The organism is Streptomyces sp. NPDC046335 (genome assembly GCF_055587985.1).
The window spans coordinates 2,936-27,627 of sequence record NZ_JBVJFF010000017.1; the positions used below are offsets into that span (position 1 = coordinate 2,936).

The 24,692-nt window shown below is 72.9% G+C and carries 19 protein-coding genes; 7 read left to right on the forward strand and 12 right to left on the reverse strand.

Annotated elements, in window-relative coordinates; translation table 11 throughout:
• Positions 1–131 precede the first annotated feature (131 nt).
• Positions 132–1,043, reverse strand: coding sequence for an LURP-one-related family protein (locus tag ACZ6JY_RS34365; protein WP_469202353.1), 912 nt, complete (start codon positions 1,041–1,043; stop codon positions 132–134).
• Positions 1,044–1,219: 176 nt separating this feature from the next.
• Positions 1,220–3,277 carry a phosphocholine-specific phospholipase C gene (locus ACZ6JY_RS34370; protein WP_469202355.1) on the reverse strand — a complete coding sequence of 686 codons (2,058 nt, stop codon included), beginning with the start codon at positions 3,275–3,277 and terminating at the stop codon, positions 1,220–1,222.
• A 350-nt stretch (positions 3,278–3,627) separates the two neighbouring features.
• Here ACZ6JY_RS34370 and ACZ6JY_RS34375 point away from each other — a divergent pair, with 350 nt between their 5' ends.
• Positions 3,628–4,842 carry a serine hydrolase domain-containing protein gene (locus ACZ6JY_RS34375; protein ID WP_469202357.1) on the forward strand — a complete coding sequence of 405 codons (1,215 nt, stop codon included), beginning with the start codon at positions 3,628–3,630 and terminating at the stop codon, positions 4,840–4,842.
• A gap of 24 nt (positions 4,843–4,866) precedes the next feature.
• On the forward strand, positions 4,867–5,415 hold the full coding sequence (locus ACZ6JY_RS34380) for a DinB family protein (protein WP_469202360.1): 549 nt from the start codon (positions 4,867–4,869) through the stop codon (positions 5,413–5,415).
• Positions 5,416–5,532: 117 nt separating this feature from the next.
• Here the strand turns inward: ACZ6JY_RS34380 and ACZ6JY_RS34385 are convergent, their stop codons facing one another.
• Together ACZ6JY_RS34385 and ACZ6JY_RS34390 are read right to left on the reverse strand one after the other, a co-directional pair.
• A complete protein-coding gene (locus tag ACZ6JY_RS34385) occupies positions 5,533–5,922 on the reverse strand; it encodes a (2Fe-2S) ferredoxin domain-containing protein (protein ID WP_469202362.1) in 390 nt (129 codons plus the stop codon).
• A gap of 50 nt (positions 5,923–5,972) precedes the next feature.
• Entirely contained in the window at positions 5,973–7,316 is a 1,344-nt protein-coding gene (locus ACZ6JY_RS34390; RefSeq protein ID WP_469202364.1) for a 6-phospho-beta-glucosidase, read from the reverse strand.
• A 95-nt stretch (positions 7,317–7,411) separates the two neighbouring features.
• Between ACZ6JY_RS34390 and ACZ6JY_RS34395 the strand changes: the two genes are divergently transcribed.
• Positions 7,412–8,272 (forward strand): hypothetical protein, encoded by an 861-nt coding sequence (locus ACZ6JY_RS34395; RefSeq protein WP_469202366.1) that lies wholly within the window; start codon positions 7,412–7,414, stop codon positions 8,270–8,272.
• A gap of 69 nt (positions 8,273–8,341) precedes the next feature.
• On the forward strand, positions 8,342–9,637 hold the full coding sequence (locus ACZ6JY_RS34400; RefSeq protein WP_469202368.1) for an MFS transporter: 1,296 nt from the start codon (positions 8,342–8,344) through the stop codon (positions 9,635–9,637).
• A gap of 19 nt (positions 9,638–9,656) precedes the next feature.
• On the opposite strand, the gene ACZ6JY_RS34405 is transcribed toward ACZ6JY_RS34400, so the two are convergent.
• From ACZ6JY_RS34405 to ACZ6JY_RS34425, 5 genes are all read right to left on the reverse strand, one after another.
• On the reverse strand, positions 9,657–10,142 hold the full coding sequence (locus tag ACZ6JY_RS34405) for a thioesterase family protein (RefSeq protein WP_469202370.1): 486 nt from the start codon (positions 10,140–10,142) through the stop codon (positions 9,657–9,659).
• Positions 10,139–11,104, reverse strand: a complete 966-nt coding sequence (locus ACZ6JY_RS34410) for a 3-hydroxyacyl-CoA dehydrogenase NAD-binding domain-containing protein (RefSeq protein WP_469202372.1) — start codon at positions 11,102–11,104, stop codon at positions 10,139–10,141. The genes ACZ6JY_RS34405 and ACZ6JY_RS34410 overlap by 4 nt, the downstream gene beginning before the upstream one ends.
• Before the next feature lie 41 nt (positions 11,105–11,145).
• Positions 11,146–12,039 carry a beta-keto acid cleavage family enzyme gene (locus tag ACZ6JY_RS34415; protein ID WP_469202374.1) on the reverse strand — a complete coding sequence of 298 codons (894 nt, stop codon included), beginning with the start codon at positions 12,037–12,039 and terminating at the stop codon, positions 11,146–11,148.
• Positions 12,040–12,097: 58 nt separating this feature from the next.
• A complete protein-coding gene (locus ACZ6JY_RS34420) occupies positions 12,098–12,946 on the reverse strand; it encodes a TetR/AcrR family transcriptional regulator (RefSeq protein WP_469202376.1) in 849 nt (282 codons plus the stop codon).
• A 103-nt stretch (positions 12,947–13,049) separates the two neighbouring features.
• Positions 13,050–16,199, reverse strand: coding sequence for an AfsR/SARP family transcriptional regulator (locus ACZ6JY_RS34425; RefSeq protein WP_469202378.1), 3,150 nt, complete (start codon positions 16,197–16,199; stop codon positions 13,050–13,052).
• A 165-nt stretch (positions 16,200–16,364) separates the two neighbouring features.
• On the opposite strand from ACZ6JY_RS34425, the gene ACZ6JY_RS34430 reads away from it, so the two are divergent.
• From ACZ6JY_RS34430 to ACZ6JY_RS34440, 3 genes are read left to right on the forward strand one after another with little or no spacing between them, the layout of a single operon-like run.
• Positions 16,365–16,499, forward strand: a complete 135-nt coding sequence (locus ACZ6JY_RS34430) for a hypothetical protein (protein WP_469202380.1) — start codon at positions 16,365–16,367, stop codon at positions 16,497–16,499.
• A gap of 26 nt (positions 16,500–16,525) precedes the next feature.
• Positions 16,526–17,293, forward strand: coding sequence for an ABC transporter ATP-binding protein (locus tag ACZ6JY_RS34435; protein WP_469202382.1), 768 nt, complete (start codon positions 16,526–16,528; stop codon positions 17,291–17,293).
• A gap of 1 nt (position 17,294) precedes the next feature.
• Positions 17,295–19,862: an ABC transporter permease gene (locus ACZ6JY_RS34440; protein ID WP_469202384.1), complete on the forward strand. Its 2,568-nt coding sequence runs from the start codon at positions 17,295–17,297 to the stop codon at positions 19,860–19,862.
• Between the two features lie 261 nt (positions 19,863–20,123).
• Here the strand turns inward: ACZ6JY_RS34440 and ACZ6JY_RS34445 are convergent, their stop codons facing one another.
• The 3 genes from ACZ6JY_RS34445 to ACZ6JY_RS34455 form a co-directional block, all read right to left on the reverse strand.
• The gene (locus tag ACZ6JY_RS34445) at positions 20,124–20,996 is read right to left on the reverse strand and encodes a metallophosphoesterase family protein (RefSeq protein ID WP_469202386.1); all 873 of its coding nucleotides are present in this window, start codon (positions 20,994–20,996) and stop codon (positions 20,124–20,126) included.
• Between the two features lie 30 nt (positions 20,997–21,026).
• The gene (qcrB, locus tag ACZ6JY_RS34450) at positions 21,027–22,673 is read right to left on the reverse strand and encodes a cytochrome bc1 complex cytochrome b subunit (RefSeq protein WP_469202388.1); all 1,647 of its coding nucleotides are present in this window, start codon (positions 22,671–22,673) and stop codon (positions 21,027–21,029) included.
• Between the two features lie 109 nt (positions 22,674–22,782).
• On the reverse strand, positions 22,783–24,684 hold the full coding sequence (locus ACZ6JY_RS34455; protein WP_469202390.1) for a helix-turn-helix domain-containing protein: 1,902 nt from the start codon (positions 24,682–24,684) through the stop codon (positions 22,783–22,785).
• Positions 24,685–24,692 lie beyond the last annotated feature (8 nt).

The following is a 24,692-nucleotide window of genomic DNA, read 5'->3' on the forward strand; positions in this document are numbered from 1 at the left end:
TGGAGGGTGGAGAACCCCTGTGACTTTACTCTTTGCGCCTTGGGGGGGGGGGGAAAGACGCGGAAGGAAGTTGTTCTGCCCCCCCCCGGGGGGGGGGCCCCCCCCCGACGCCGTCGCCGTGAGCGGTCCGGTCACCCGAAGCCGCGGGAGTCCTGCTTGAGGGCCGTGTCGACGGTCAGGGCGGTCGCCACGACCAGGCTCAGGAGCGGCTCGGGAAGCTGGTAGTGGATCTGCAGGACGTAGTTGTCCGCGGTGGTGAACATGGTCTTCGCGAGGCCTTCCCAGGTCTTCGTGATCCGGGCGACCTCGTTGTCCGCGTGGTCGACGATCGCGAAGTTCCACGCCCGCCAGTTCTCCGCCTTGATCGCGCCGACCTGCTGGCCGTTCACCATCATGCCGAAGTTGATCTTGCCGATCATGTTCTGCTGGACGATCTCGCCGATCGGCTGTCCGTCCGGGCGCTCGACGACGACCCGCGACTTCATGAACTTCGCCGGGCGGGTCAGGAGCATCTGCGGCTGACCGTAGGCGTCGCGGATCTCCAGCTTGTGCGTCAGGAACTGGTCGACGCTGGAGACGAAGCGCGCGACCTTCTTGAGCGTGCTCTGGCCCACCTGCACGACCGTGCCGAGCGTGTTGCCCGACTGGTCCATGACGCTGTACTCGTTGGTCAGCTCGATGAGCTTGGCCTTCTGGTTCACCACAAGGACCGGCTCGGTGAAGAGCGTGCCGCCGCCCTGCCCGCTCGGCGCCACGCCCGCCTGCTGCTGCACCTGGCGCTGCACCTTCGCCGGGTCGGCGGCCACGGGCGCGGCCTGGAACTGCGCCTGCGGCTGCCCGAACTGCCCCTGCGGCTGCGCGGACTGCTGCGGCACCGGCTGGGCCTGCGGCTGGTGGGCCTGGGGCTGCGCCTGCACCTGGCCGGCCTGCGGGCCGGGGCTGGTGTGCTCGGTCCACTGGGATCCGTCCCACCAGCGGAGCAGCTGAGCCGCGCCCTGGGGGTCCGCGTACCAGCCTTCAGGGGTGTTCGAATGCGTCGTCACCCGGCAGACCCTACCTTCCGGCCACACACATCCCGCCAGCCCCGTGCACAAGACCCTTCCCGCTAAAAACCGACATCGACCCGCAGCACTCCGACCGCCTCCCGCAACTCCACCACCGCGATGCGGCTCCCCCCGCCCCCGCGGCGAGGTAAGCGGGGGCGGGGGGGCGGTGGGCGTCAGGTGGTGGTCAGGGCGGGGTCGCTGATGCCCGGGGTGCCGGTTTCGACGTGGCCTGCGTATCGCCGCAGGAAGCCCGCGTCAGTGTCGGACTTCACCGTCAGGTCGTACCAGCGCTTGGTGCGGCGCAGCTCGACGGTGTGCCGGACCGTGGCGCCCGCCTTGACCTTGAAGGTCTGGGCGGCGCCGCCGTAGGCGTTGGTCAGCCTGAGGTGCACGTCGGTGCTGCCCGCGTTCTTGAAGGTCAGCTTGATGTTGCCGGTGGTGCCGTCGTGGCGGGCGATGACCTCGGGGCCCGCCTTCTTGTTCGGTCCCTTGAAGGTGCGCAGGAATCCGTTGGGCCCGAAGACGGAGAGGTCGTACGAGCCGTTGGAGTACGCCGAGTTCCAGGTGTCGGAGAGGGTCTTGCCCGCCTCGGTGGTGTACGTCCAGGGGCCGTCGGTGCGGTTGCCGGAGCGGACGTGGAAGCAGACGCCCGCCTTGTCGCCGCCGCCGAAGGTCAGCGTGAACTTCCCCGCGGCGACGTCGGCGGCGCCGTCCACCAGCGGGACGTACGGCAGGGCGCGCGCGGGCCGTGAGCCGCGCTCCTGCTTGGGCAGCGTCGGATCGGCGGGCGCCTTGGGGACGTAGTCGGGGTGGCGGTCGTTGTCCGGCGGCTCGTAGGCCGCGGTGTCGGGGAGCCCCGCCGGGTCGGTGTCCTTGCCGCTGAAGTCGAAGGCGGAGGTCAGGTCGCCGCAGACGGCGCGGCGCCACGGCGAGATGTTGGGCTCCTCGACCCCGAAGCGGCGCTCCATGAACCGGATGATCGACGTGTGGTCGAAGACCTCGGAGTTCACGAAGCCGCCGGTGCTCCACGGCGAGACGACGATCATCGGCACGCGCTGGCCGAGGCCGTAGTGGCCGGCCGCGTAGGAGGCGTTGCCCGGGAAGTAGTCGAGGGTGGTGTCGACGGTGGACTTGCCCTGGTTCGCGTCCTTCGGGACGTACGGCGGGACGATGTGGTCGAAGTAGCCGTCGTTCTCGTCGTACGTGACGAACAGCGCCGTCTTGGCCCAGACCTCGGGGTTCGACGTGAGCGCGTCGATGACCTGCGCGATGTACCAGGCGCCGTAGTTCACCGGCCAGTTGGGGTGCTCGGTGAAGGCCTCGGGGCACGCGACGTAGGAGACCTGCGGCAGCTTGTCCGCCTTGACGTCGGCCTTGAGGATGTCGAAGTAGCGGTCCCCCGCCTTGGCGTCGGTGCCGGTGCGGGCCTTGTCGTACAGCGGGTCGCCGGGCTTGGCGTTGCGGTACTTGTTGAAGTACAGCAGGGAGTTGTCGCCGTAGTTGCCCCGGTAGGCGTCATCGATCCAGCCCCAGTGGCCGCCGGCGTCCAGGCCGTCGCCGATGTCCTGGTAGACCTTCCAGGAGACGCCCGCCCGCTCCAGGCGCTCGGCGTACGTCGTCCAGTCGTACCCCGCCTCCTGGTTGCCGAGGACCGGGCCGCCGCCCTTGCCGTCGTTGCCGACGTGACCGGTGAGCATGTAGTAGCGGTTGGGGTCGGTGGCCCCGATGAACGAACAGTGGTAGCCGTCGCAGACCGTGAAGGCGTCGGCGAGCGCGTAGTGGAAGGGGATGTCGTCCCGTTCGAGGTAGGCCATCGTCCGCTCGGACTTCGCGGGGATCCACTGGTCGTACGCGCCGTTGTTGAACGCCTTGTGGCCGCCCGCCCAGTCGTGGTCGAGGCCCGCGATGAACTGCATGCCGAGGTCCTCGGCGTCCGGGTGGAACGGCAGGACCTCCTTGGCGCCGTTCGGCTGGTTCCAGACCGGCTTGCCGCCCGGCAGCGTCACCGGACGCGGGTCGCCGAAGCCGCGTACGCCCTTCATCGTCCCGAAGTAGTGGTCGAAACTGCGGTTCTCCTGCATCAGGACCACGACGTGCTCGACATCCTCGATGGTGCCGGTGGCGCGCTTCGCGGGCAGCGAGGCGGCGCGCGCGATGCTCTGGTTGAGCATGGCGTAGGCCGCCGTGCCGCCGGTCAGCTGCATGAAGCGGCGCCGATTGAGTTCAGGCATGGATATTCCGACCTCGTGTTTTCGTGGGGGACGCGAGCGGGTGAAGTGTGCCAAGGGGAGCAAGCGTTACGGAAGGGTCAGTGACGGGCGTGTGAAGAGAAGTCCAACCTCTGACGCGGGGGACACAAGGACCGCCGCGCCGGGAGTCACGTCTTCGGCCGGGCGTCATGCCGGGCCCGGGTACCGCGGCACCCCCGGTCCGATGTGGGCGGTTTCGCGCCTGCGCGCAGGGCGGCTCTTTCACGGCACCCTCACATCCGGGGGCGCGGGAGACGGCTCCCGGGGGTAGGTGCCGGAGGCAACCATGCGGGACGATGCAGTCCGGCCCGGCCCACCGCCAAGGAGACTCCATGTCCGTACGCGTCCACGGCACCTGCGCCCCCGGCTTCGAACCCGTCCGCGAGGAGTTCGCCAGGAACTTCGCCGAGCGAGGCGACCTGGGAGCCGCCGTCGCCGTGTCGGTCGACGGGGAGTCCGTCGTCGACCTGTGGGGCGGTGACGCGGACCGCACGGGCACCCGCCCCTGGGAGCGCGACACGCTGGTGAACACCTACTCCATGACGAAGGGCCTGACGGCGCTCTGCGCCCATCTGCTCGTGCGCCGCGGTGAACTGGACCTGGACGCCCCGGTCGCCCGCTACTGGCCGGAGTTCGCCCAGGCGGGCAAGGCCGGCATCCCGGTGCGCTGGCTCCTGAGCCACCGCGCCGGGCTGATCGCACCGGGCGAGCCGATGCCGTCCGACGCCGTGTACGACTGGGAGAAGGTCACCGAGGCGCTCGCGGCCACCGAACCGTGGTGGCGCCCCGGCACCGCGCAGGGCTACCACGCGGTGACCTTCGGCTTCCTGGTCGGCGAAGTGGTGCGGCGGATCAGCGGGCTCTCCCTCGGCGCGTTCCTGCGGGCGGAGGTGACCGGGCCGCTGGGCGCCGACGTCTGGGTCGGCACCCCGGACAGCGAGCACGGGCGGTGTGCGGACATGGCACGCCCCGTGGGGGCCGCGCCGGGCGCCACCGTCTTCGGCGACGCCCCGAAGCCGCCGGTCGGCGGGCTCGACGAGCATCCGATGGCGCCGCTCACGCTGGCCATGCGCTACCTTCCGCTCGGCGACGTGAACGGCCCTGCCTACCGCCGCGCGGAGATACCCTCCGCCAACGGCCACGCCACCGCCCGCGGCATGGCCGCCGTCTACGCGGAACTGGCGTGCGGGCGGCTGCTGACCGCCGGGGCGGTGGAGCGGCTGCGCACCTCGCAGAGCGCGGGCGACGAACCGGACCTGGTGCTCGCCGCGGGCAGCCCGTTCGGCGCGGCCTGGCCCTGGGGCCTCGGCTACATGCTCAACCGGTACGGGCAGGCGGGCCCCAACCCCCGCGCGTTCGGGCACGGCGGCGCGGGCGGCAGCTACGGCTTCGCGGACCCGGAGAACCGTGTCGCCTACGCGTACGTGATGAACCGCATGGGCGCCGGGACGTCCGGCGAGGACCTGCGCAGCTACCACCTCGTGGACGCGCTGTACAGGGCGTTGCGCGAGCGGGGCGAGGTGGTGGGGGGTCCCCAAGACGCCTGACACCGGCGTGAGTTTGGATGAGGCATGACATCAAGCAGACGCACCGCCTTCTTCACCGGCCAGGGGCCCGACCCCCGGTCCGGCGCCCCGACCACCGGGGACGAGCGCGCCGTGCTCACCGCGATCCTGCGGACCCAGCGCGCGACGCTGGAGATCAAGTGCGCCGGACTCGCCTCGGAGCTGGCCCGGCGCTCCGTCGAACCCTCCGCGCTCTCGCTGCTCGGCCTGGTCCGGCACCTCACCGACGTGGAGCGCCGCTGGTTCCGGCAGGGCCTGGCCGAGCAGGACGCGCCGCCCCTCTACGCCACGCCCGAGAACGCCGACGCCGACTTCGACGACGCGGTCGCCGAGCCGGAGGCGGTCGCCGCGGCCTGGGAGGCGTGGCGCGCCGAGGTCTCGTTCTCGGAGAGGTTCACCGAGGAGGCCGCCGGCCTCGACGTCGAGGGCCAGGACCCCTGGCTCGGCGCGATCTCGCTGCGGTGGGTGCTGGTGCACATGGTCGAGGAGTACGCGCGCCACAACGGCCACGCCGATCTGCTGCGGGAAAGGATCGACGGGGCCGTGGGGCTGTGAGGACGAGAGCGCCGCGTCGGCCGGTCCTGGCCCGAGTGAGGCAGGAAGAACCATCGCGGAGCCGGGCGGCGCCGCGATAGCGCGGGCCAGGGACGCGGCTGCGGGCGCCGCGGGCCGTCACACCTGCCTCGGGTCCACCATCTGAAGCTCCAGCGCCGGAGACGGCTTCGCCAGGCCGGGGCCGCCCGCCTCGGCCCAGGTGAGCACTCCGTCGAGCGACTCCTCGTCCGTGACGAAGCCGATCCAGGCCGCCCGGCCGCCTCTTCTGCGGCCCTCGTGGGACGGCTGGACGACGACGATGTTGGCCTGGCCGCACGGGCCGAGGCAGTCGCTCGTGCGGACCTTGAAACGGCCCCGCGACGCGGCCGCCGCGGAGCGCAGCCGCTCCAGCTGCCAGGCGTGGTCGATGCCGGGGTTCTTGCGGGCGTCGCCGCAGCAGCAGCCCCGGCACACGACGAGCGTGCAGGGGCGGCGGGCGGCGGCACCGATGGAGACGACGGGACTCATCCTGTGATCATCGCAGGCCGCGCCCGCCGCCCGGGGGCCAGGTCCGCCCGTCAGGCGCGCAGGTACGCGAGCCCCGGATGCGCCTCCCGGTAGCCCTCGACCAGGCGGCGCGCCACCGCCACCGAGTCGACCAGGGGGTGCAGCGCGAACGCCTTGACGGCCGTGGCGCGCGACCCGCTGTCCGCCGCGGCAAGCACCTCCCGCTCCACGGCCTTGACCGAACAGACCAGGCCCGTGGCGTGGCCCGGCAGCGGGCTCACCGCCATGGGGTGGGCGCCGTTGGCGTCGACGGAGCACGGCACCTCGATGACGGCGTCCGCGTCCAGGGCGGCCAGCGTCGTGCCGTTGCGCACGTTGAGGATCAGCGTGGTCCGCTCGTCGCGCGCGACGGCCCGCATCAGCGCGAGGGCGACCTGCTCGTACCCGCCGGACTCCAGGTCCTTCTCGGCCCGCTCCCCCACGCCCGCCGCTTCCCTGTTCTCCGCCATGTACGTCGCCTCGCGCTCGGCGCGGGTGGCGTCCCACGTCCGGAGCGCCGGGGCTTCGGGGCGCCCCATCTCGGCGTAGAACCGGGCCTGTTGGTCGCGGAGGAAGGCGCCGCGGGTCTGCTCGGCAGCCTGGTAGGCGGCCACCGCCTCGCGGTTGAAGTAGTAGTAGTGCAGGTATTCGTTGGGGATCGCGCCGAGTGACCGGAGCCATTCCGTGCCGAAGAGGCGGCCCTCCTCGAAGGAGCCGAGGAGAGCCGGGTCGGCCAGCAGGCGCGGCAGTTCGTCCCGGCCCGCGATGCGCAGCCCGCGCAGCCAGCCGAGGTGGTTGAGCCCCACGTAGTCGATGAACGCCTCGTCGGGGTCGCCGCCGAGCACCCGGGCGACCCTGCGGCCGAGGCCGACGGGCGAGTCGCAGATGCCGATGACGCGGTTCCCGAGGTGCCGGGACATGGCCTCGGTGACGAGCCCCGCCGGGTTGGTGAAGTTGATGACCCAGGCGTCGGGGGCGATCCTGGCGACGCGGCGCGCGATGTCCACCGCGACGGGCACGGTCCGCAGCCCGTACGCGATGCCGCCCGCGCCCACCGTCTCCTGCCCGAGGACGCCCTCGGCCAGGGCGACCCGTTCGTCGGCGGCGCGTCCTTCGAGGCCGCCGACGCGGATCGCGGAGAAGACGAAGTCGGCGCCGCGCAGCGCCTCGTCGAGGTCGGTGGTCGCGGTGACGACGGGCGCGTCGGGAACCCCGGCGGCCTGCTCGGCGAGGACGCGGGCGACGGCGTCGAGCCGCCCCGCGTCCAGGTCGTGCAGGACGACTTCGGTGACGCGGCCCTCGGCACGGTCGCCGAGGAGCGCCCCGTACACGAGCGGCACGCGGAACCCTCCCCCGCCCAGGATGGTGAGCTGCACGTCTGAACCGCCTTCCGTCGGACCGGTATCGCCGGGGCTCACGTTACGTACGATGACGCCGCAGCGTTTCGACCCCCCACGGAGGTAGCGCCCCGATGACCCTTTGGAAGGCATCAACCGCCCTGTTCGGCGCCGTCGCACTGGCGGTGATGACGGGCGGCGGCGCATCCGCCGCCCCCGTTTCACCCGGCGGCTGGCAGGAGTCGGGCACCGCGAAGGTCGGCTCACTCACCGGCGGCCAGGGACTGGCGAGCAAGGCGGACGGCGGCCTGCTCTACAGAGGCCTGGCCTCGATACCCCTGGACCTGCGCGTCAAGGGCTGGAACCACATAGGCGACCCGGACATCGCCGATGGCCACACCTTCGACGCCTACCAGGGCGGTGACGACGCCAGGTCGAAGATGTACGCCGTCACCACACCGGGCGGCGAGCGCTACCTCTACGAGCATCCGCTCGACGCGGGCGAGAAGCTCAACAACTCCTTCGCGGCCGTCTCGCCCGACGCGCAGTGGCTGGTCTCCGGCGAGTGGGGCGACCAGAACCGCCTCCAGGTCTTCCCCGCGCCGCTGCTCAACTCCGCCACCCCGCCCACCGGCGGCACCCTCGCCCAGGCCGGGCAGATCACGCTCGACAAGCCGGTGCGGGACATCCAGGGCTGCGACTTCGCCTCGGCGACGCGTCTGGTGTGCGCGTCCAACGACGCGTCGAAGCAGCTCTTCCCCGAGGACCGGCCCGTCCTCCAGGTCGACCTGGACCGCGCGCTCGACGGCAGGCCCGTGACCGGCCGCGTCTCCAGCCTCTTCGCGTCGCCGCAGCGCAGCGTCTGCTCCGGTTCGTTCGAGACGGAGGGCGTGGACTACGACTCCGCGCGCCGGACGCTGCGGGTGGAAGTGGTGCCGCCTGCGCCGTGCCTGGTGACGACGACGGTGTACTCGTACAAGCCGACGACCGGCTGATCCGCCGCCCCCCGTCCGCCAGACGGACGGTACGTGTGGGGCGCCGCCGATGCGGGGATGGTCGTGATCATGACACAGCACGTCCAGCAGGTGACCACCGCCGACCCCGCCCCGCGGCGCCCCGTACGGCAGCTCCTCGCCGCCTCGGTCGGCAACGCGGTGGAGTGGTACGACTGGTACGCGTACACCTTCCTCGCCACGTACATCGCCGGCCAGGTCTTCCCCAAGGGCTCGGGCAACTCCCTGGTGCCGCTGCTCTCCACCTTCGCCGTCTTCGCGGTCGGCTTCTTCATGCGGCCCGTCGGCGGGCTGCTCATGGGCGCGGTCGCCGACCGGCGCGGCAGGCGCGCGGCGCTGACCGTCACCATCCTGCTGATGGGCGGCAGCAGCCTGCTGGTCGGCCTGACCCCGACGTACGCCTCCGCGGGCGTGCTCGCCCCGGTGGTCCTCGTCCTCGCGCGGCTGCTGCAAGGGCTCTCCGTGGGCGGCGAGTTCGCCGCCTCGACGACGTTCCTCGTGGAGTCGGCGGGCCCCGGCAGGCGCGGCCTCTTCTCCAGCTTCCAGTACGTCTCCACCAGCGTGGGCCAGCTCGCCGCCTCCGGCGTCGCCGCCCTCCTCGTCGCCACGCTCTCCGACGGGCAGATGGACGGCTGGGGCTGGCGGCTGCCGTTCGTCCTCGGCGCGCTGCTCAGCCTGGTGGGGTTCTGGATCCGGCAGGGTGCGCACGAGACGCACCGGCCGCCCGCCGACGCGGCCGAGCGGCCGGGGCTCTTCGACGCGCTGCGGCACCATCCGCGCCAGTCGCTGCTGATCTGCGGCATCACCGCGGGCGGCACCATCGCGTACTACACGTGGACGTCGTACCTGCCGACGTACGCCGAGCTGAACACCGACATCAGCAAGAGCCAGGCGCTGTTGGCCGGGACGCTGTCGCTCGCGTTCTTCACCGTGCTCCAGCCCCTCGGCGGGCTGCTCTCCGACCGGGTCGGGCGGCGCCCGCTGCTGCTCTTCTTCGGCGTCGGCTTCGCCGTCCTGAGCGTGCCGCTGCTCTCGCTGCTCGACGGGTCGTTCGCCTCGCTGCTGCTCGTGCAGTGTGCGGGCATGGTGCTGCTCACCGGCTTCACGTCGATCTCGGCCGCCGTGAACGCGGAGGTCTTTCCCGCGCGGGTCCGGGCGGCCGGGATCGGGTTTCCGTACTCGCTGACCGTGGCGGTGTTCGGCGGCACGGCCCCGTACGTGGGAACCCTGTTCAAGGAGATCGGGTCTCCGGGGCTGTTTCCCTGGTACGTGGCCGTGCTCTGCCTCGCTTCTTCCGCCGTCTACCTGCGCCTTCCGGAGACCGCGCACAAGGGGCTCGATCGGTGACGCTGTCGCCCCGCGCCCCTCAGGCGGGCTTCGGCACCTCGGCGATCGAGCGGCCCGCCCACTCGGGTGCCGCCTCCGCAAGGCCCGTCAGGCGTTCGCGGATCTCGGCCGGGAACGGGACCGCGCGGCCCGCGTTCTGGTCGACGTGCAGGGCCAGCAGCTCCGTGGTCGCCACGGGGGCCGCGTCCGGGGCGGGTTCGGCGCCGGTCTCCTCCACCACGTACATCTCGTGCGTGAAGCGCGCCTTCTTCGCGTCGGCCCCCAGGATGCGCGTGCGGACGGCGAGGTGGGCGCCCTCGGGGACGTCGCTGAGGTACCGGATGTGTGCCTCGACCGTGTAGAGGGAGCAGCCCGTGGACTCGCGGTACCCCGCGTGCAGGCCGGTCTCGATCATCATGGTGTCGGTCGCGTAGCCGAAGACGAGGACGTAGAAGGCCTCGCTCATGTGGCCGTTGTAGTCGATCCACTCGGCGCGGACGTCGCGGTGGAGCAGGGGCAGGCTCACTTCGCCTCCTCGTGCCGCCGCGGCAGCCGGCCCGTGGCGCGCAGGACGTCGATGACGCCCTGGTCGCGCTCGGCGACCAGGTCCGCGATGGTGCGGCCCGCCGCCTCCTCGTCGCATCCGGCGACCACGGCGTCGTACAGCTTCTTGTCGAGTTCGGGGGCTTCCAGGCGTGTCCAGGGGGACTTCAGGGACGGGCCGAAGTGGTCGAGCATGTGGGCCATGCCGCCCTCGCCGCCCGCGAGCGCGAAGGTGAGCATGGGGCCCATGAACGCCCAGCGCAGGCCGGGGCCCTCGGTGATCGAGTCGTCGATCTCCTGGACGGTGGCCTCGCCGTTCGCGACCATGTGCAGCGCCTCGCGCCACAGGGCTTCCTGGAGGCGGTTGGCGATGAAGCCCGGCACCTCGCTCTTCATGGTGATCACGGACTTGCCCGCGACCTCGTAGAAGCGGGACGCCCATGCGACGGCCTCGGCGTCGGTCCGCTCGCCGCCGACGACCTCGACGAGCGGGATGAGGTAGGGCGGGTTGAAGGGATGGCCGACGACGAGGCGCCCGGGGGTGGCCGCCTCGGTCTGCATGTCGGTCATCGGGTAGCCGGAGGTGGAGGAGGCGATGACGGTCCCGGCCGGGGCGGCGGCGTCCAGCTTCGCGAGCAGGTCGCGCTTGAGCTCCAGCTTCTCGGGGGCGCTCTCCTGCACGAACTCGGCGTCGGCGACGGCCTCTTCGAGCGTGGCGGTGACCGTGAGGCGGTCCTGCGAGGCGCCTTCGGCGAGACCGAGCTGGGTGAGCGCGGGCCATGCGGCCTCGACGAGCCGGCGAAGGCGCGGTTCGGCGTCGGGCGCGGGGTCCCAGGCGGTGACGTCATAGCCGCGCGCCAGGAAGTGCGCGACCCAGCCGCCGCCTATGACGCCGGCGCCGACGCAGGCTACGCGGCGTACCTCTTCGGGGTTGATCGTGGTCATGATGGTGGGGGTTCCTTTCGTGGCCTGCCGGGGAGCGGGGACTACACGCGCGGCTTGAGCCCGAGCTTCTGGCGGGCCTCGTCGGCCGTGGCGACGCGCGACCCGAGGTTCTCGGTGATCCGCACGGCGCGCTCGACGAGCTGGGCGTTGGTGGCCTTGTTGCCCTTGCCGAGGTAGAGGTTGTCCTCAAGGCCCACGCGGACCTGGCCGCCGAGCAGGATGGACTGGGCGACCCACGGCATCTGCATGCGGCCGAGCGCGAAGCTGGCCCACTGGGCGCCCTCGGGGAGCATGTTGACCATGGACTGGAGGACACCGGGGTCGGCGGGCGCGCCCCACGGAACGCCCATGCAGAGCTGGAAGACGGTGGGGTCGTCGAGGAGCCCCTCGGCGAGGAGCTGCTTGGCGAACCAGAGCTGCCCGGTGTCGAAGATCTCCAGCTCGGGCCGGACACCCAGCTCCTGGATGCGCTTGGCACCCTGCCGGAGCATGTCGGGGGTGGAGACGTAGAGGTTGCTGCCGTCGCCGAAGTTGAGCGAGCCGCAGTCGAGGGTGCAGATGTCGGGGAGCAGGTCCTCGACGTGCGGCAGCCGGTCGAGGCCGCTGACGAGGTCCGTGCCCGGCAGGTGCTTGAGCGGCTCGTCGGGGTCGATGACGAGGTCGCCGCCCATGCCCGCCGTCAGGTTGATGACGACGTCGGTGCCGGTCTCCTTGATGCGCTCGACGACCTCGCGGTACAGCCGCGGGTCGCGGGAGGGGGCGCCGCTCTCGGGGTCGCGGACGTGGATGTGCACGACGGCGGCGCCCGCCTCGGCGGCCTCCACGGCGGAGGTGGCTATCTGCTCGGGCGTGACGGGGACGTGCGGACTCTTGCGGACGGTGTCACCTGCGCCGGTCAGGGCGCAGGTGATGATCACGTTGTCGTTCACGGGCATGCGGAACTCTCCCTCGGGGGTGGGGTGTTGTGTACGGGGGGCGTGGTCGTACGAGAGGTCAGTGCGCGGTCAGTGTGGCGTCGACGTAGGCGGTGAGTGCCTCGTGCATGGCGTCGGGTCCTGTGCCCGGCGCGTCGGGGCCCGAGGCGAGCACCTGCGTGGCCAGGCCGTCGATCAGCGCGGTCAGGCGCAGCGCGGCGGCCTCTGGGTCGGCGGGGCGGAAGACGCCCTCGGCGGTGCCGCGCCGCAGGACGTCGGCGACGGTGGCGCGCCACTGCCGGTAGTACTCGGCGTGCAGCCGGCCCACGGCGGTGGAGCGGGCCGCCTCCGCCCACAGGTCGAGCCAGACGCTCCACTGCCAGCGCTGCTGCGGGGTGCGGGGGATCTGGAGCTCGATGAGCTGGCGCAGCTCGTCGGCGGTGTCGGCGGCCTCCGCGGCCCGGGCGGCCCGGCGTGCGGTGTCCTCGTCCATGCACCAGCGCACCGCGGCTTCGAGCAGGTCGTCACGGCCGGGAAAGTGGTAGTGGATGGCGGCGGTACTGGTGGCGCAGGCCTCGGCGATGTCCTGGACGCGTACGGCGTGGAAGCCGTGCTCGGCGATGAGCCGCACCGTCTCGCGCACGATCTGCAAGGGTCTGCCGCCCTCGGGCGACGGCCCTTTGGCGCGCCGGCTCCGGGCCGCGGGCGCGGCGGTGGGCGTGCCGAGGAGCCAGCCCGCGTCGACCCCGCCGGTGGCGGCGATGCGGGACAGCTCGGCTGCGGTGAAGCGGCGGGTGCCGCCCAGGGAGCGGGACAGCTTGGAGGGGTCCATGACGATCCGGCGCGCGAACTCCCGCTGGCTCACGCCGGCGTCGGCGATCACCTTGCGCACACGCTCGGGGACAGCGTCCCGCTGCTCTGACTGCATGGTGAGCCACCGTACAGACGCGTTGCGACGATCACAACATGCCGGTACGAGAATGTGGCCTGACCTGGGATAAATGGGCGACGTTGCGGTACTGACTGACGCCTCAGTCAGTGAGCCGGCCGAGGAGGGGGGAGGCCGGAGCGGCAGGCAGGGGCCCGGCCGCCCCCGGCACCGCCAGGTGGAAGGGGCACTCCGTGCTGCGGGGCGGCGGCGCGTCGCGCAGCACCTCGTCGAGGCGGGCGCGCAGCTCCCGCGCCGCCTCCGGGTCGTCCTGCGGGAGCCCGACGAGTCCGCGCAGCGGCAGGATCTCCGCGTAGGCGCGGCCGGAGAGCTTCGCGGCGCGCAGCGCGTGCGCCCAGCGGATGCGGGCGAGGACCGGGTCGCCGCGCTCGGCGGCGAGCCGTCCGAGCAGGGCGAGTTCATGGGCCACGCACTCGGGGCGGTTCCCCTCCTGGTAGGCGGCGACGGCCGTCAGGTGGAACCGCTCGGCGTTGTCGAGGTCGCCGCGCGCGCCCGCGACCAGGGCCCGCAGCGTCGCCGTCTTGGCCTGGAGGTAGGCCTCGCCGGTGTCCTTGGCGTACGCCTCCATGCTCTGCGCGAACGCCTCGGCCGCCGCCGTGTCCCGGTCGCCGACGGCCGCGTAGCCGAGCAGGACCTTGACCCAGGCGGCCTCGTGCTCGGAGCCGATGAGCAGGAACTCCTGGTGGGCGTCCCGCCAGGAGCGCAGGGCGGCGCCACGGTCCCCGAGGCGCTCCTCGGCCATGCCCCTCATGATCCGCGCGGTGCCCGCCGAGTGCGGGTCGACGCCGGTCAGGAGCTCCCTGGCGGTGACGGCTGCGGTCAGCGCGGGGCCCGCCCGGTCCTCGGCGACGAGGAGTTCGCTGTGGAAGAGCTGCCAGATGCCGGTCTCCCAGCCGTGCCGGTAGGCGTCGAGGGCGGCTTCGGTGCGGTCGGCCACCGCGCGCGCCTCGGTCAGCCGCTCCTGGCGCACGTGCACGGTCAGGGCGAGGGCGCCCACGAACGCCACCACGGCCGCATCCCCCGCCTCCTCGGCCGCGTGCACCGCCCGGCGCAGCAGCTCCTCGTCACCGCGGTCCTGGCGGATGTTGACCCCGAGCCAGCCGCACCAGGCCAGGGCCTCGGCGTACCAGGGGGCCTGCGGGCCGGTGGTCTCCAGGGCGCGGGCGAGCCGTTCGCGGCCCTCGGCCTGGCGGCCCGCGGCGGTCCAGTACAGGCCGAGCCTGGTCGCGATGCGGGAGGCGAGCAGGGCGTCGGAGGTGTGGGAGGCGTCGGCGCTTCCCACCCCTTGCAGCCAGTCCAGGCAGGCGGTGACCTCCGGGGTCGCCGCGCTCATCTCCGCGTAGGCCTCGCGGAAGCCGCCGGTGCGCATGCGGTGGGCGGTGCGTTCGGCGAGGGCGGCGACCCACTGGGCGTGGCGGCCGAGGACCGTGTGTTCCTCGCCGTTCTCGGCCAGGGCGTCGCGGGCGTACTGGCGTACGGAGACCAGCATCCGGTAGGTGGGGCGGTCCGCCGAGGGGGCGAAGACCAGCAGGGACTTGCCGGCGAGGGAGGCCAGCGTCGCGGGCGCGCCGGGGCCCGCGACCGCCGCCGCGGCCTCGGCGGTGAATCCGGTCGCGAAGACGGAGACCGCCCGCAGGACGGCGCGCTCGTCGGGGGCGAGGAGCCGGTAGCTCCAGTCGACGGCCGCACGGAGCGTGGTGTGGCGGGCGTCGGACGACCACAGGCGGGTGTCCAGCGAGCCGCGCCGGGCGCGGAGTTGGCCGGCGATGGCACCCAGCGGCGCGGTCGCCGCCTTGGCCGCGACGAGTTCGATGCCGAGCGGCATGCGGTCCACGGCCGCGCAGACCTCACCGATCTCGTGGTCGAGCGCGGCCTCCGCGGCCCCGGGCGAGAGCCGGTGCAGCCGGGTGCGGAACAGCCGGGCGGCGTCGTCCTCACTCATCGGGCGCAGGGCGTACGGAGTCTCGCCCGCGACGCCCAGGCACTCCCTGCTGGTCGCGAGGACCCGCAGCCGGGGGCAGTCGGCGAGGAGCCCGGCGGCCACCTCCCCCGCGTCGCCGAGGACGTGCTCGCAGTTGTCGAGCAGCAGCAGGGGCCGCCCGGCCCCCTCGGCGGCGGCGCGCATCCGCCGGCGGGCGGCGCGCGGTCCGAGCCCGCCGACGGAGACCCCCATGGCGTCGGCGACCGCCGCGGTGACGCCTCCCGGCACGCAGGGCACCAGGTCGGCCCGCCACACCTCGGCGCCCGCCTGCTCCTCGCGCGCCGCCACGGCGAGGGCCAGCCTCGTCTTGCCGAGACCGGCCGCCCCCACGACGGTCACGAGGCCGGGCGAGGCCAGGCGCGCGGGCAGCTCCCGCAGTTCCTCGCCGCGGCCGACGAAGTGCTCCTCAGGGGCGGCATCGGGCACGGGCGCGGGCGACCGCGGCGTCCGGGGCGGCGGCGGAGCAACCGGCCCCGGCACGGTGCGGACGGAGGCGGAGCCGAGGACTTCCCGTTGCGCGGCCCGCAGTTCGGGGCCCGGCTCGATGCCGAGCCGCTCGCGCAGGTCGGCGCGCGCGACCCGGTAGACCTCCAGCGCCTCGGCCTGGCGGCCACTGGCGTGCAGGGCCTTGATGAGCAGGGCGCGCACCCACTCCCGGTCGGGCGCCTCGTGCACGGCGGCGCGCAACTCCTCGACGAGCGCGGGCGGGTCGGTCTCGGTGCAGGGCGCCGCCATGTGCGCGATGACGTCGAGTTCGGCCTCGGCGCGCTGTTCCAGCGCGGTCAGGCGCAGCGCGTCGAGCCTGGCCCGCTCCTGCTGGACGAAGGGCAGCGGGGGCAGCCCGGCGAGCGGCGGCCCCGGGTGTCCGCGCAGCAGCTCGCGCAGGGCGGCGGCCCGCCGGTCGGGTCCGCCGCTGACGCGCGCGGCGGCGAGCTCCGCCTCGAAGCGCCGTACGTCGAAGGTGTGCCCCGTCAGGTCGAGGCGGTAGCCCGCGGGCCCGGTGACGATGAGGCCGGGGGCGTGCGGGTGCAGGGCGCGGCGCAGCTTGGCGACGGCGGTGTGCAGGGCCGCGGTGGGGTCCTTGGCGCGTGTCCCGGTCCACAGCTCGGCGAGGATGCGCCCTCCGCTCACCGCGGAGGGGGCGTAGAGCAACAGCAGGGCAAGGAGTGCCCGTTGAAGCGCTCCCGGGACCGGCACGAGCCGCCCGGATTCGTCGCGCACCACAAGCTCACCCAGTAACTCGAACTGCATGGCCGCCATCGGATCACGCCGCGCGGCGGGGTGCCACCGGTTCTTTGGACAGCCTGTCCGCCGTTCGCGGCGGGCCGCCTGTCCGCCGCCCGCGCTGCGGGGACATCGGACGGACAGGTTTTGGACAGGGCGTCACGTGATCCTTGTGGGCGTGATGAGGAGGCCTTGGCGCTGAGCGGCCGCGTCGACCTCGCGGGGCCCCCGCTGTTCCTCGTCGGCGCCGGTGCCGGTGCCCTCCTGCTGGCGCTGGTGGCCGCGCTGATACCGGCCGCGCGGCTGCTCCGTGACCCGACCCCGTGAACGTACCCACTCCGGAGGACATCCCCATGACCCTGCCCGATCAGGAGGCACGACGGTCCACGCCGCTGACGCGCTCCGCCCTGCGCCTGGACCAAGTGACCCGGACCTACGGACACGGCAACGGCACCGTGCACGCGCTGCGCGCGGTCTCCGTGGCGCTGCCCGCCGGGTCCTTCACCTCGGTGATGGGCCCTTCCGGTTCCGGCAAGAGCACCCTGCTGCGGTGTGCGGCCGGGCTCGACCGGCCCACCTCCGGCCAGGTGTACCTCGGTGACACCGACATCAGCCGGATGCGGGAGCGGAAGCTGACCATCCTGCGCAGGGAACGGATCGGGTTCGTCTTCCAGTCGTTCAACCTGGTGCCGTCGCTGACCGCGCGGGAGAACATCCTGCTGCCGTTCCGGCTCGCCGGGCGGCGTCCCGACCGCGACTGGATGCGGGACGTGATCACGCGGACCGGGCTCACCGACCGGTTGCGGCACCGGCCCGCCGAACTCTCCGGCGGCCAGCAGCAGCGCGTCGCGGTGGCGCGCGCCCTGGTCACCAGGCCCGAGGTGATCTTCGCGGACGAGCCGACCGGCGCCCTCGACCTGAGTTCGGGCCAGGACGTGCTCAAGCTGCTCCGCGAGGTCGTCGACACCACGGGCCAGACGCTGGTGATGGTCACGCACGACCCGCAGGCCGCGTCCTACGCCGACCAGGTCCTCTTCCTCGCCGACGGCACCGTCGTCGACGCCATGGACCGGCCGAGCGCGCAGCGCGTCTCCGAGCGCATGTCGCGGCTGGGGTCCTGAGGTGCTCAAGCTCGCGCTCACGGGCATCCGCCGGCACCGGTATGGGTTCGTCGGCGCGCTCTGCGCCGCCGCGATGGCCGCCATGCTGGTCGCCGCCTGCGGAATCCTGGTGGAATCGGGGCTGCGGTCGGCGCCGGAGGCCGACCGGTTCGGCGCCACCACGGCCGTGGTGCGGATGGACCCCGAGGTCGTGATCCGCACCGGCTCGGGGCAGAACGTCGACCACGAGAGTTATCCGCTCGACCAGGCGCCCCGGCTGACCGAGCGCCAGGTGGAGCGGGTGCGCGAGGTGCCCGGGGTGCGGCGCGTGGTGACGGACACGCCCTTCTACGCCCAGGCGGTCACCAAGGACGGCACCGCCCAGGCGGGGCCCGACGACGGCGTGACCGAGGGGCACGCGTGGGAGGCCGCCGCGCTGACGCCGTTCACCCTGGCCTCGGGGAAGGCGCCGGGCGCTGACGACGAGGTGGTCCTCGACGCGGGCACCGCCGCGCGGGGCGGCCACCGGGTCGGCGACGAGGTACGGATCGTCACCGCCGAGGGCGCGGCGGCCTACCGGATCTCGGGGACCGCCAAGCCGCGGGGGCGCGACGGGCTCCCCGACCAGGCCTCGCTGTTCTTCGCCGCCGAGACGGCCGAGCGGCTCGCGGACGCCGGCGGGAAGGCCGCCTACGCGGGGGTGTTCGCCGACAGGATGTCCGCCGACGCGGTGGAGCGGCGGGTGCGCGAAGCCCTGGACGTGCCGCGTCTGGACGTGCTGACGGGTGACGCGCGCGCCAAGGCGGGCGCGCCCGAGACCACCGAGCGGCTCGCCTCGACGACGCTGCTTTTCGGGCCCATGGCGGGCATCGGCGGTTTCCTCGCGGTGTTCGTGCTCGGCGGCACCATCGCGCTCGGCGTGCTGCAACGCACCCAGGAGATCGCCCTGCTGCGCGCGGTGGGCGCGACGTCCTGGCAGGTCAGGCGGATGGTGGCCACGGAGACCATGCTCGCCGCCGCGGCCGGTCTGCTGCCCGGCTTCCTGCTCGCCGTACCCCTTTCCGGCCTGATCCTGGACCGTCTGCGGCAGGGCGGCACCGCCCCAGAGGCGTACGAACTCCATCTCGGCCCCCTGCCGTTCCTGCTCGCGGCGGCGGCCACCCTGCTGCTCGCGCTGCTCGCGGCGCTCGCCGCGGCGGGGCGGATCTCGCGGATCAGGCCCGCCGACGCCCTGCGCGAGGCGGTGTCCCCGCGCAGGCCGGTCACCGTCACCCGGGTGCTGCTCGCGCTGCTGCCGCTCGGCGGTGGCATCGCGCTGTTCTTCGCCACGCAGCACATCGGCGGCGAGGTCGGGGTCGCCTTCCAGTACCTGATCGTGCTGCTCCTGATGGCCGCCGCCGCCCTCCTCGGGCCGCTCATCGCCCGGGTGCTCGAACCGCCGCTCGGCGCGCTGGTGTCGGCGCTCGGCGGGGTGACGGGGTGGCTGGCGCACGCCAACTCCCGGTTCTCGGTGCGCCGGGTGGCCTCCATGGCCTCGGCGCTGATGCTCACGGTGGCGATGGCCTGCACGGTACTGCTGGTCACCGGCTCGCTGAACCGCATCACCGCCGAGCAGACCGAGCGCCGTACACAGGCCGACCTGGTGCTGACGCCGCGGGACTCACCGGGGCTGCCGGGCGACGTGACCGAGGCGGCGCGCGGCCTGGACGGGGTGGGCGCCGTGGCGGCCACCCGCTCCACCACGGTGATCTCCGACGTCCTCGGCACCCCGGACGTCCTGGGCGCCCAGGCGCTCGACCCCGCCGCGGCCGGCAAGGTGATGGACCTGGGGCTGCGCGAGGGTTCGCTGCGGAGCCTGGAGCGGGACGGCACCGCGGCCGTGAGCCGCACCTATGCCAAGCAGCGCGGTTTCGACGTCGGGGACCGCTTCGAGGGCTGGCTCGGTGACGGCACGAAGGTCGAGCTGACCGTCGGCGCCGTCTTCGACCGGCCGCTGGGGCTCGGCGACATCCTGCTGTCCGAGCGCTACCTGCGGCCGCATCTGCACGAGGACCTGGCCGACTCGGTCCTGGTGCGCGCCGCTCCCGGCCAGGGCGATCGGCTGCGCGCGGCGGCCGCCGCACTGGTGAAGGACCACCCGACCGTCGAGGTGACCGGCGTCGACGAGTACGCCGACGGCCTGCGCACCTCGCTGGCGCAGAACACCACGGGCACGTATCTCGTGCTGTCCGTCCTGGTGCTCTTCACCGCGGTGTCGATGATCAACGGGCTGCTCATGGGGACGGCCGAGCGGGCCAAGGAGGTCTCGCTGCTGCGCCTGCTCGGCGCCGGCCCGCGGCACATCACCGCCATGCTGTATCTGGAGACGCTCATCGCGGTGCTCATCGGGGCCGCGACGGGAACGGCCATCGCCGTCACGGGGCTCGCGGGGGCGAACGGCGCGCTGACCGGCTCCACCGATTTCAGCATTCCACCGCTCGGTTACTCCCTCATCCTCGCGGGAGTTGCCGCATTGGCACTGATTTCCACCGCTCTGCCTGCGGCACTCGCGCTGCGAAATCGTCCCGACGGGGTGCTTCCGTCCGTCTGAACAGTGGGTTGAGAACCGGTAGAACCGGTTCTCGGCGAGCTTCGTGACCAGGCGCGGCCTGAGCAGCGGTTCAAAGTCCGTCGCGGAAGCGGTGGAGCAGTGCGCGCAGGACAGCGGGCACCGCCTGGTCAGCGTCATGAGGAGGGCGGCGGGCCTTGCCGGGCCGCGAGCAGGTCGAGCAGGTGCATGGGTCCGCCTCCTCCCCCGGGGCCGGGCCACCGGGCCGGTGACCCGGCCGGACGCGGCTGCCTGCCCCGAGCTTCACGGACGCGGCCGCTCCCGGTCCTCCCCCTCGGGCACCGGCAGGATCTGCCGCAGATGCGGGTCGGGGTGGAAGCCCCTGCGCCACTCGCGGGGGTAGCCGACGGACGCCTCCACGTGGCGCACCCCGTCGTGCCAGGTGGTGCGCGGGATGTGCAGATGGCCGTAGACCACGGCGGCCGCGTCGTACTTCACGGGCCAGTCCGCGCTCAGTTCGGTGCCGCACCACAGGGCGAACTCGGGGTAGCGCAGGATGCGGGTGGGTTCGCGCACCAGCGGCCAGTGGTTGATGAGGATCGTCGGCAGGCCCGGTGTCCGCTCGGCGAGCCGCTCCTCGGTGAGCTTGACCCGCGCGCGGGACCAGTCGTCGCGGGTGGCGTGGGGGTCGGGGTGCAGGAAGTACTCGTCGGTGCAGACGACTCCCGCCTCGTGGGCGGCCGCGAGGGCGGTCTCCTTGTTGGTGGTGCCCTGGGGGCGGAAGGAGTAGTCGTAGAGCAGGAACAGCGGGGCGACGGTGACCGGGCCGCCCGCGCCGCGCCACACCGGGTAGGGGTCCTCGGGGGTCACCACGCCCATGGACCGGCAGAGCGCGACGAGGTGTTCGTAGCGTGCCTCGCCGCGCAGTTGGACCGGGTCGTCCGCCGGCGTCCACAACTCGTGGTTGCCCGGCGCCCACACCACCTTCGCGAACCGCCCGGCGAGCGTGCGCAGCGCCCACTCGATGTCGGCCATGCGCTCGGCGACGTCTCCGGCGACGATCAACCAGTCCTGGTCGGTCGTCGGCCGGATGGTCTCGACGTACTTCCTGTTCTCCGCGTACGCCACGTGCAGGTCACTGACCGCCAACAGCTTCGGAGTGCTCTCGGATGCCATCACTGTGCGAGGCTAGCGCGAGTCGCCGCCTCAGTGGTGATCGCCCTCCCCCCGGTGGATCGCCAGGTACTCCTCCGACGTGGCCTTGGGCACCTGCGCGCCGGGCCCGTACATCGCGCGGGAGAGGCGGGAGCGCAGCCGCAGGGAGCGGGGGACCTTGCGGACCACTCCGTTGGCGTCGACCAGTGGGCCGATCTCCAGCGGCTGGGGCTGCTCGTGTGCGGTCAGGCGGTACAACTCCCCCTGCGGCAGCGGTTCGTGCACCTCCACGTACTCACCGTGCGGCAGCCGCTTGATGGTTCCGCTCTCGCGGCCGTGCAGCACCTTCTCGCGGTCCCTGTGCTGAAGTCCGAGGCAGATCCGGTGGGTGACGAGGAAGGCGATGACGGGTACGGCGAAGAAGCCGATCCGCACGAACCAGGTGATGGCGTTGATGGAGAGGTGGAAGTGCGTGGCCCACAGGTCGTTGCCGCCGCCGATCATCAGCACGCCGAACAGGGCGAGCCAGGCGACGCCGAGCCCGGTGCGGACGGGGGCGTTGCGCGGCCGGTCGAGGATGTGGTGTTCCCGTTTGTCGCCCTTCACCCAGGACTCGATGAACGGGTAGACGCCGATCGCGGCGAGGATCAGCGGGAAGAGCGTGAAGGGGATGAAGACGCCCAGTTCGAGCGTGTGCCCCCAGGCGTTGATCTCCCAGCTCGGCATCACCCGGATCAGCCCCTCGGAGAAGCCGAGGTACCAGTCCGGCTGGGCGCCGGTGGAGACGTGGTCCGGGCGGTAGGGGCCGATCGCCCAGACCGGGTTGATCGTGGCGACCGCGCCCATGATCGCGAGGACACCGAAGACGAGGAAGAAGAAGCCGCCGGCCTTGGCGATGTAGACGGGCAGGAACGGCGCTCCCACCACGTTCTTCTCGGTCTTGCCTGGACCGGCGAACTGGGTGTGCTTGTGGTAGAAGACCAGGATCAGATGGGCGACGACGAGGCCGAGCATGATCCCGGGCAGCAGCAGGATGTGGATCGGATAGAGCCGCGCGATGATGTCGTCCCCCGGGAACTCCCCGCCGAACAGGAAGAAGGAGAGGTACGTCCCCACGACGGGGATGGAGAGGATGGCGCCCTGCGCGAAGCGGATGCCGGTGCCGGACAGCATGTCGTCGGGCAGGGAGTAGCCGGTCAGGCCGGTGATGATGCCGAGGAACAGCAGCGTCCAGCCGAAGAGCCAGTTGACCTCGCGGGGCTTGCGGAAGGCGCCCGTGAAGAACACCCGCATCATGTGCGCGAGCATGGCGGCGACGAAGACGACCGCCGCCCAGTGGTGGATCTGCCGGATCAGCAGGCCGCCGCGCACCTCCATGCTGATGTCGACCGTGGACTCGTACGCCCTGGAGACCTGGAGGCCGTTGAGCGGTGTGTACGGGCCGTCGTAGGTGACCTCGGCCATGCTGGGCTCGAAGAAGAGGGTCAGATAGGTGCCGGTGAGGATCAGGATCAGGAAGCTGTAGAGGCAGATCTCGCCGAACATGAACGACCAGTGGTCGGGGAAGATCTTGCGCATCTGGGTCTTGGCCAGCGTGTGGATGCCGAGACGCCCGTCCGCCCAGTCGGCGACCCGCTCCCCCCGCCCCGGTGGCGCGGGGCGTCCACGTGGTCCGGTGCGCTCGATGCGTCCGCTCATGCGACTCCCCTTCAGACGGCTGTCAGCGTAGGTCGAATGTATGACGGATCCAACAGGTCCGGATGTGACAACAGCCAAGCGGAATCGGCCAGTTCACGTACGCGCGTGTTCACTTCGGGGGCGTGAGGCGGTGCAGCCTGAGGGCGAGCTGGATCTCCAGGGTGCGGGCGGGGCTGTTCCAGTCCTCGCCGAGGAGCCGGGCCACGCGCTCCAGGCGCTGCACGACGGTGTTGACGTGGACGTGCAGTGCGGTCTTGGCGCGGGTGAGGCTGCGGTCCTCGGTGAAGTACGCCTCCAGGGTGCGCGTCAGCTCCGTACCGCGTTCGGCGTCGTAGTCCAGGACGGGGCCGAGCGTCGCCCGTACGTAGCCGCCGAGGTCGGCGCGTCCGCCGATGAGCAGTCCGACGAAGCCGAGGTCGGCGAGGGCCGCGCCGTGCCCGGTGTGGCCGAGGGCCCGCAGCGCGGAGAGGCAGCGCAGGGCCTCGGCGTGCGCGGCGGGCAGCCCGGCGGGCTCGGCGGGGCCCGCCGCGCCGACCGTGACGGGGGCGCCGACGGCCTGGCCCAGCTCGGCGGCGAGCGTACGGGCGCGGGCGCCCGGGGCTCCGGTGGGCGTCACGATGACCACGTCCTCGTGGTGGAGCCCGGCGAGGCCGCTGTGCGCGCGGGCGGTGCGGTGGGCGGCGGCGAGGAGCCGCTGCCGCGAGGCGCTCTCGCCGTGGGCGACGAACACCGACTGCGGGGCGGTGAGTCCCACGCCCAGGCGGCGGGCGCGGGCCGCAAGGCCCGCCGGGTCGCCGGTGGTGGAGAGCAGGTCGTTCAGCAGCTCGCCGCGGACCCGGTCCTCGGTCTCGGCCACGGACCGGCGCAGGAGCAGGAGCAGCGCGGTGACGACGCCCGCCCGCTCGAACAGCCGCCGGTCGGCGTCGGCGAGTTCGGCGCGTCCTGTCAGGGCGATGCTGCCGAGGAGCTCGGGCCCTGCGAGGACCGCGCACACCCAGGTGCCGTCCTGCGGGACCGCGCGTCCGCTGGCCCGTGAGGCGGCGACGGCGGCCGCGGGCGGGGGCAGCGGTCCGGCGCCGGTGCGGGCCAGTTCGGTGCCGTCCGCGTCGTGGATGAGGACGCCGCCGTCCAGGAGGGCGGCGATGCCGTCGGCCACGTCGTCCGCGCCGCCGCCGCGCAGCACGAGGTCGGTGAGCTGGTCGTGGGCCTGCTCGGCGCGGCGCATGGCCCGGCTGTGGGCGCGGATGGTCTCGGTGGCGGCGTTGAGGTCGACGAGCGCGGCCCTGGTCTCCTCAAGGAGGCGGGCCCCGTCGATGGCGATGGCCGCGTGGTCGGCGAGCGAGGAGAGCAGCACGATCTCCTCGGTGGCGAACTCGCGGGCGGCGCGGTCGGCGGCGTACAGCACTCCGATCACCCGGGAGCCGAGGCGCAGCGGCACGCCGAGGATCGCGCGCAGCCCCTCCTGGAGGACGGCGCCGTCGATGGCGTCGGTGTGGTGGAAGCGGGGGTCTTCCTGGTAGTCGCCGGTGACGTAGGGGCGGGCGGTCTGGGCGACGAGGCCGCCGAGTCCCTCGCCCATGCCGAGCCTGAGCTGCTGGAAGGCCGCGGCCACGCTGCCGTCGGTGACGCGCATGTAGGTGTCGCCCGCCGCCTCGTCGTTCAGCGAGAGGTACGTGACGTCGGTGCCCAGGAGCAGTTTGGCGCGGCGCACGATGGCGCGCAGGACGGCGTCGGGGTCGCGCAGCGCGGCCAGGTCGCTCGCGGTGTCGAAGAGCGCGGTGAGTTCGGCCTCGCGGCGGCGGTGCGCGCCGAGGGTGCGGTGGACGCGCAGCGCCACCTCGGTGGCCTCGGTGAGCGCGGCGAGGTCCTCGGCGCCGGTGCCGGCCTCGCGGGCCAGGGCGGCGGGGCGGGCGAAGTCCTCGGCGGGCGCGCCCCGGTCGAGCAGGTCGAGCAGGCCGCGCAGAGCGGACCGGAGTGCGGCGTGGCCCGCGCCCTTGGTGGTGGGGAGCATGGCGCGAT

Bases quoted from the DNA above. Each gene is read 5' to 3' on its own strand.
- ACZ6JY_RS34370 (WP_469202355.1), bottom strand. From the start codon at position 3,277: ATGCCTGAACTCAATCGGCGCCGCTTCATGCAGCTGACCGGCGGCACG.
- ACZ6JY_RS34375 (WP_469202357.1), top strand. From the start codon at position 3,628: ATGTCCGTACGCGTCCACGGCACCTGCGCCCCCGGCTTCGAACCCGTC.
- ACZ6JY_RS34380 (WP_469202360.1), top strand. From the start codon at position 4,867: ATGACATCAAGCAGACGCACCGCCTTCTTCACCGGCCAGGGGCCCGAC.
- ACZ6JY_RS34385 (WP_469202362.1), bottom strand. From the start codon at position 5,922: ATGAGTCCCGTCGTCTCCATCGGTGCCGCCGCCCGCCGCCCCTGCACG.
- ACZ6JY_RS34395 (WP_469202366.1), top strand. From the start codon at position 7,412: ATGACCCTTTGGAAGGCATCAACCGCCCTGTTCGGCGCCGTCGCACTG.
- ACZ6JY_RS34400 (WP_469202368.1), top strand. From the start codon at position 8,342: ATGACACAGCACGTCCAGCAGGTGACCACCGCCGACCCCGCCCCGCGG.
- ACZ6JY_RS34410 (WP_469202372.1), bottom strand. From the start codon at position 11,104: ATGACCACGATCAACCCCGAAGAGGTACGCCGCGTAGCCTGCGTCGGC.
- ACZ6JY_RS34415 (WP_469202374.1), bottom strand. From the start codon at position 12,039: ATGCCCGTGAACGACAACGTGATCATCACCTGCGCCCTGACCGGCGCA.
- ACZ6JY_RS34420 (WP_469202376.1), bottom strand. From the start codon at position 12,946: ATGCAGTCAGAGCAGCGGGACGCTGTCCCCGAGCGTGTGCGCAAGGTG.
- ACZ6JY_RS34425 (WP_469202378.1), bottom strand. From the start codon at position 16,199: ATGCAGTTCGAGTTACTGGGTGAGCTTGTGGTGCGCGACGAATCCGGG.
- ACZ6JY_RS34435 (WP_469202382.1), top strand. From the start codon at position 16,526: ATGACCCTGCCCGATCAGGAGGCACGACGGTCCACGCCGCTGACGCGC.
- ACZ6JY_RS34445 (WP_469202386.1), bottom strand. From the start codon at position 20,996: ATGGCATCCGAGAGCACTCCGAAGCTGTTGGCGGTCAGTGACCTGCAC.
- qcrB (WP_469202388.1), bottom strand. From the start codon at position 22,673: ATGAGCGGACGCATCGAGCGCACCGGACCACGTGGACGCCCCGCGCCA.
- ACZ6JY_RS34455 (WP_469202390.1), bottom strand. From the start codon at position 24,684: ATGCTCCCCACCACCAAGGGCGCGGGCCACGCCGCACTCCGGTCCGCT.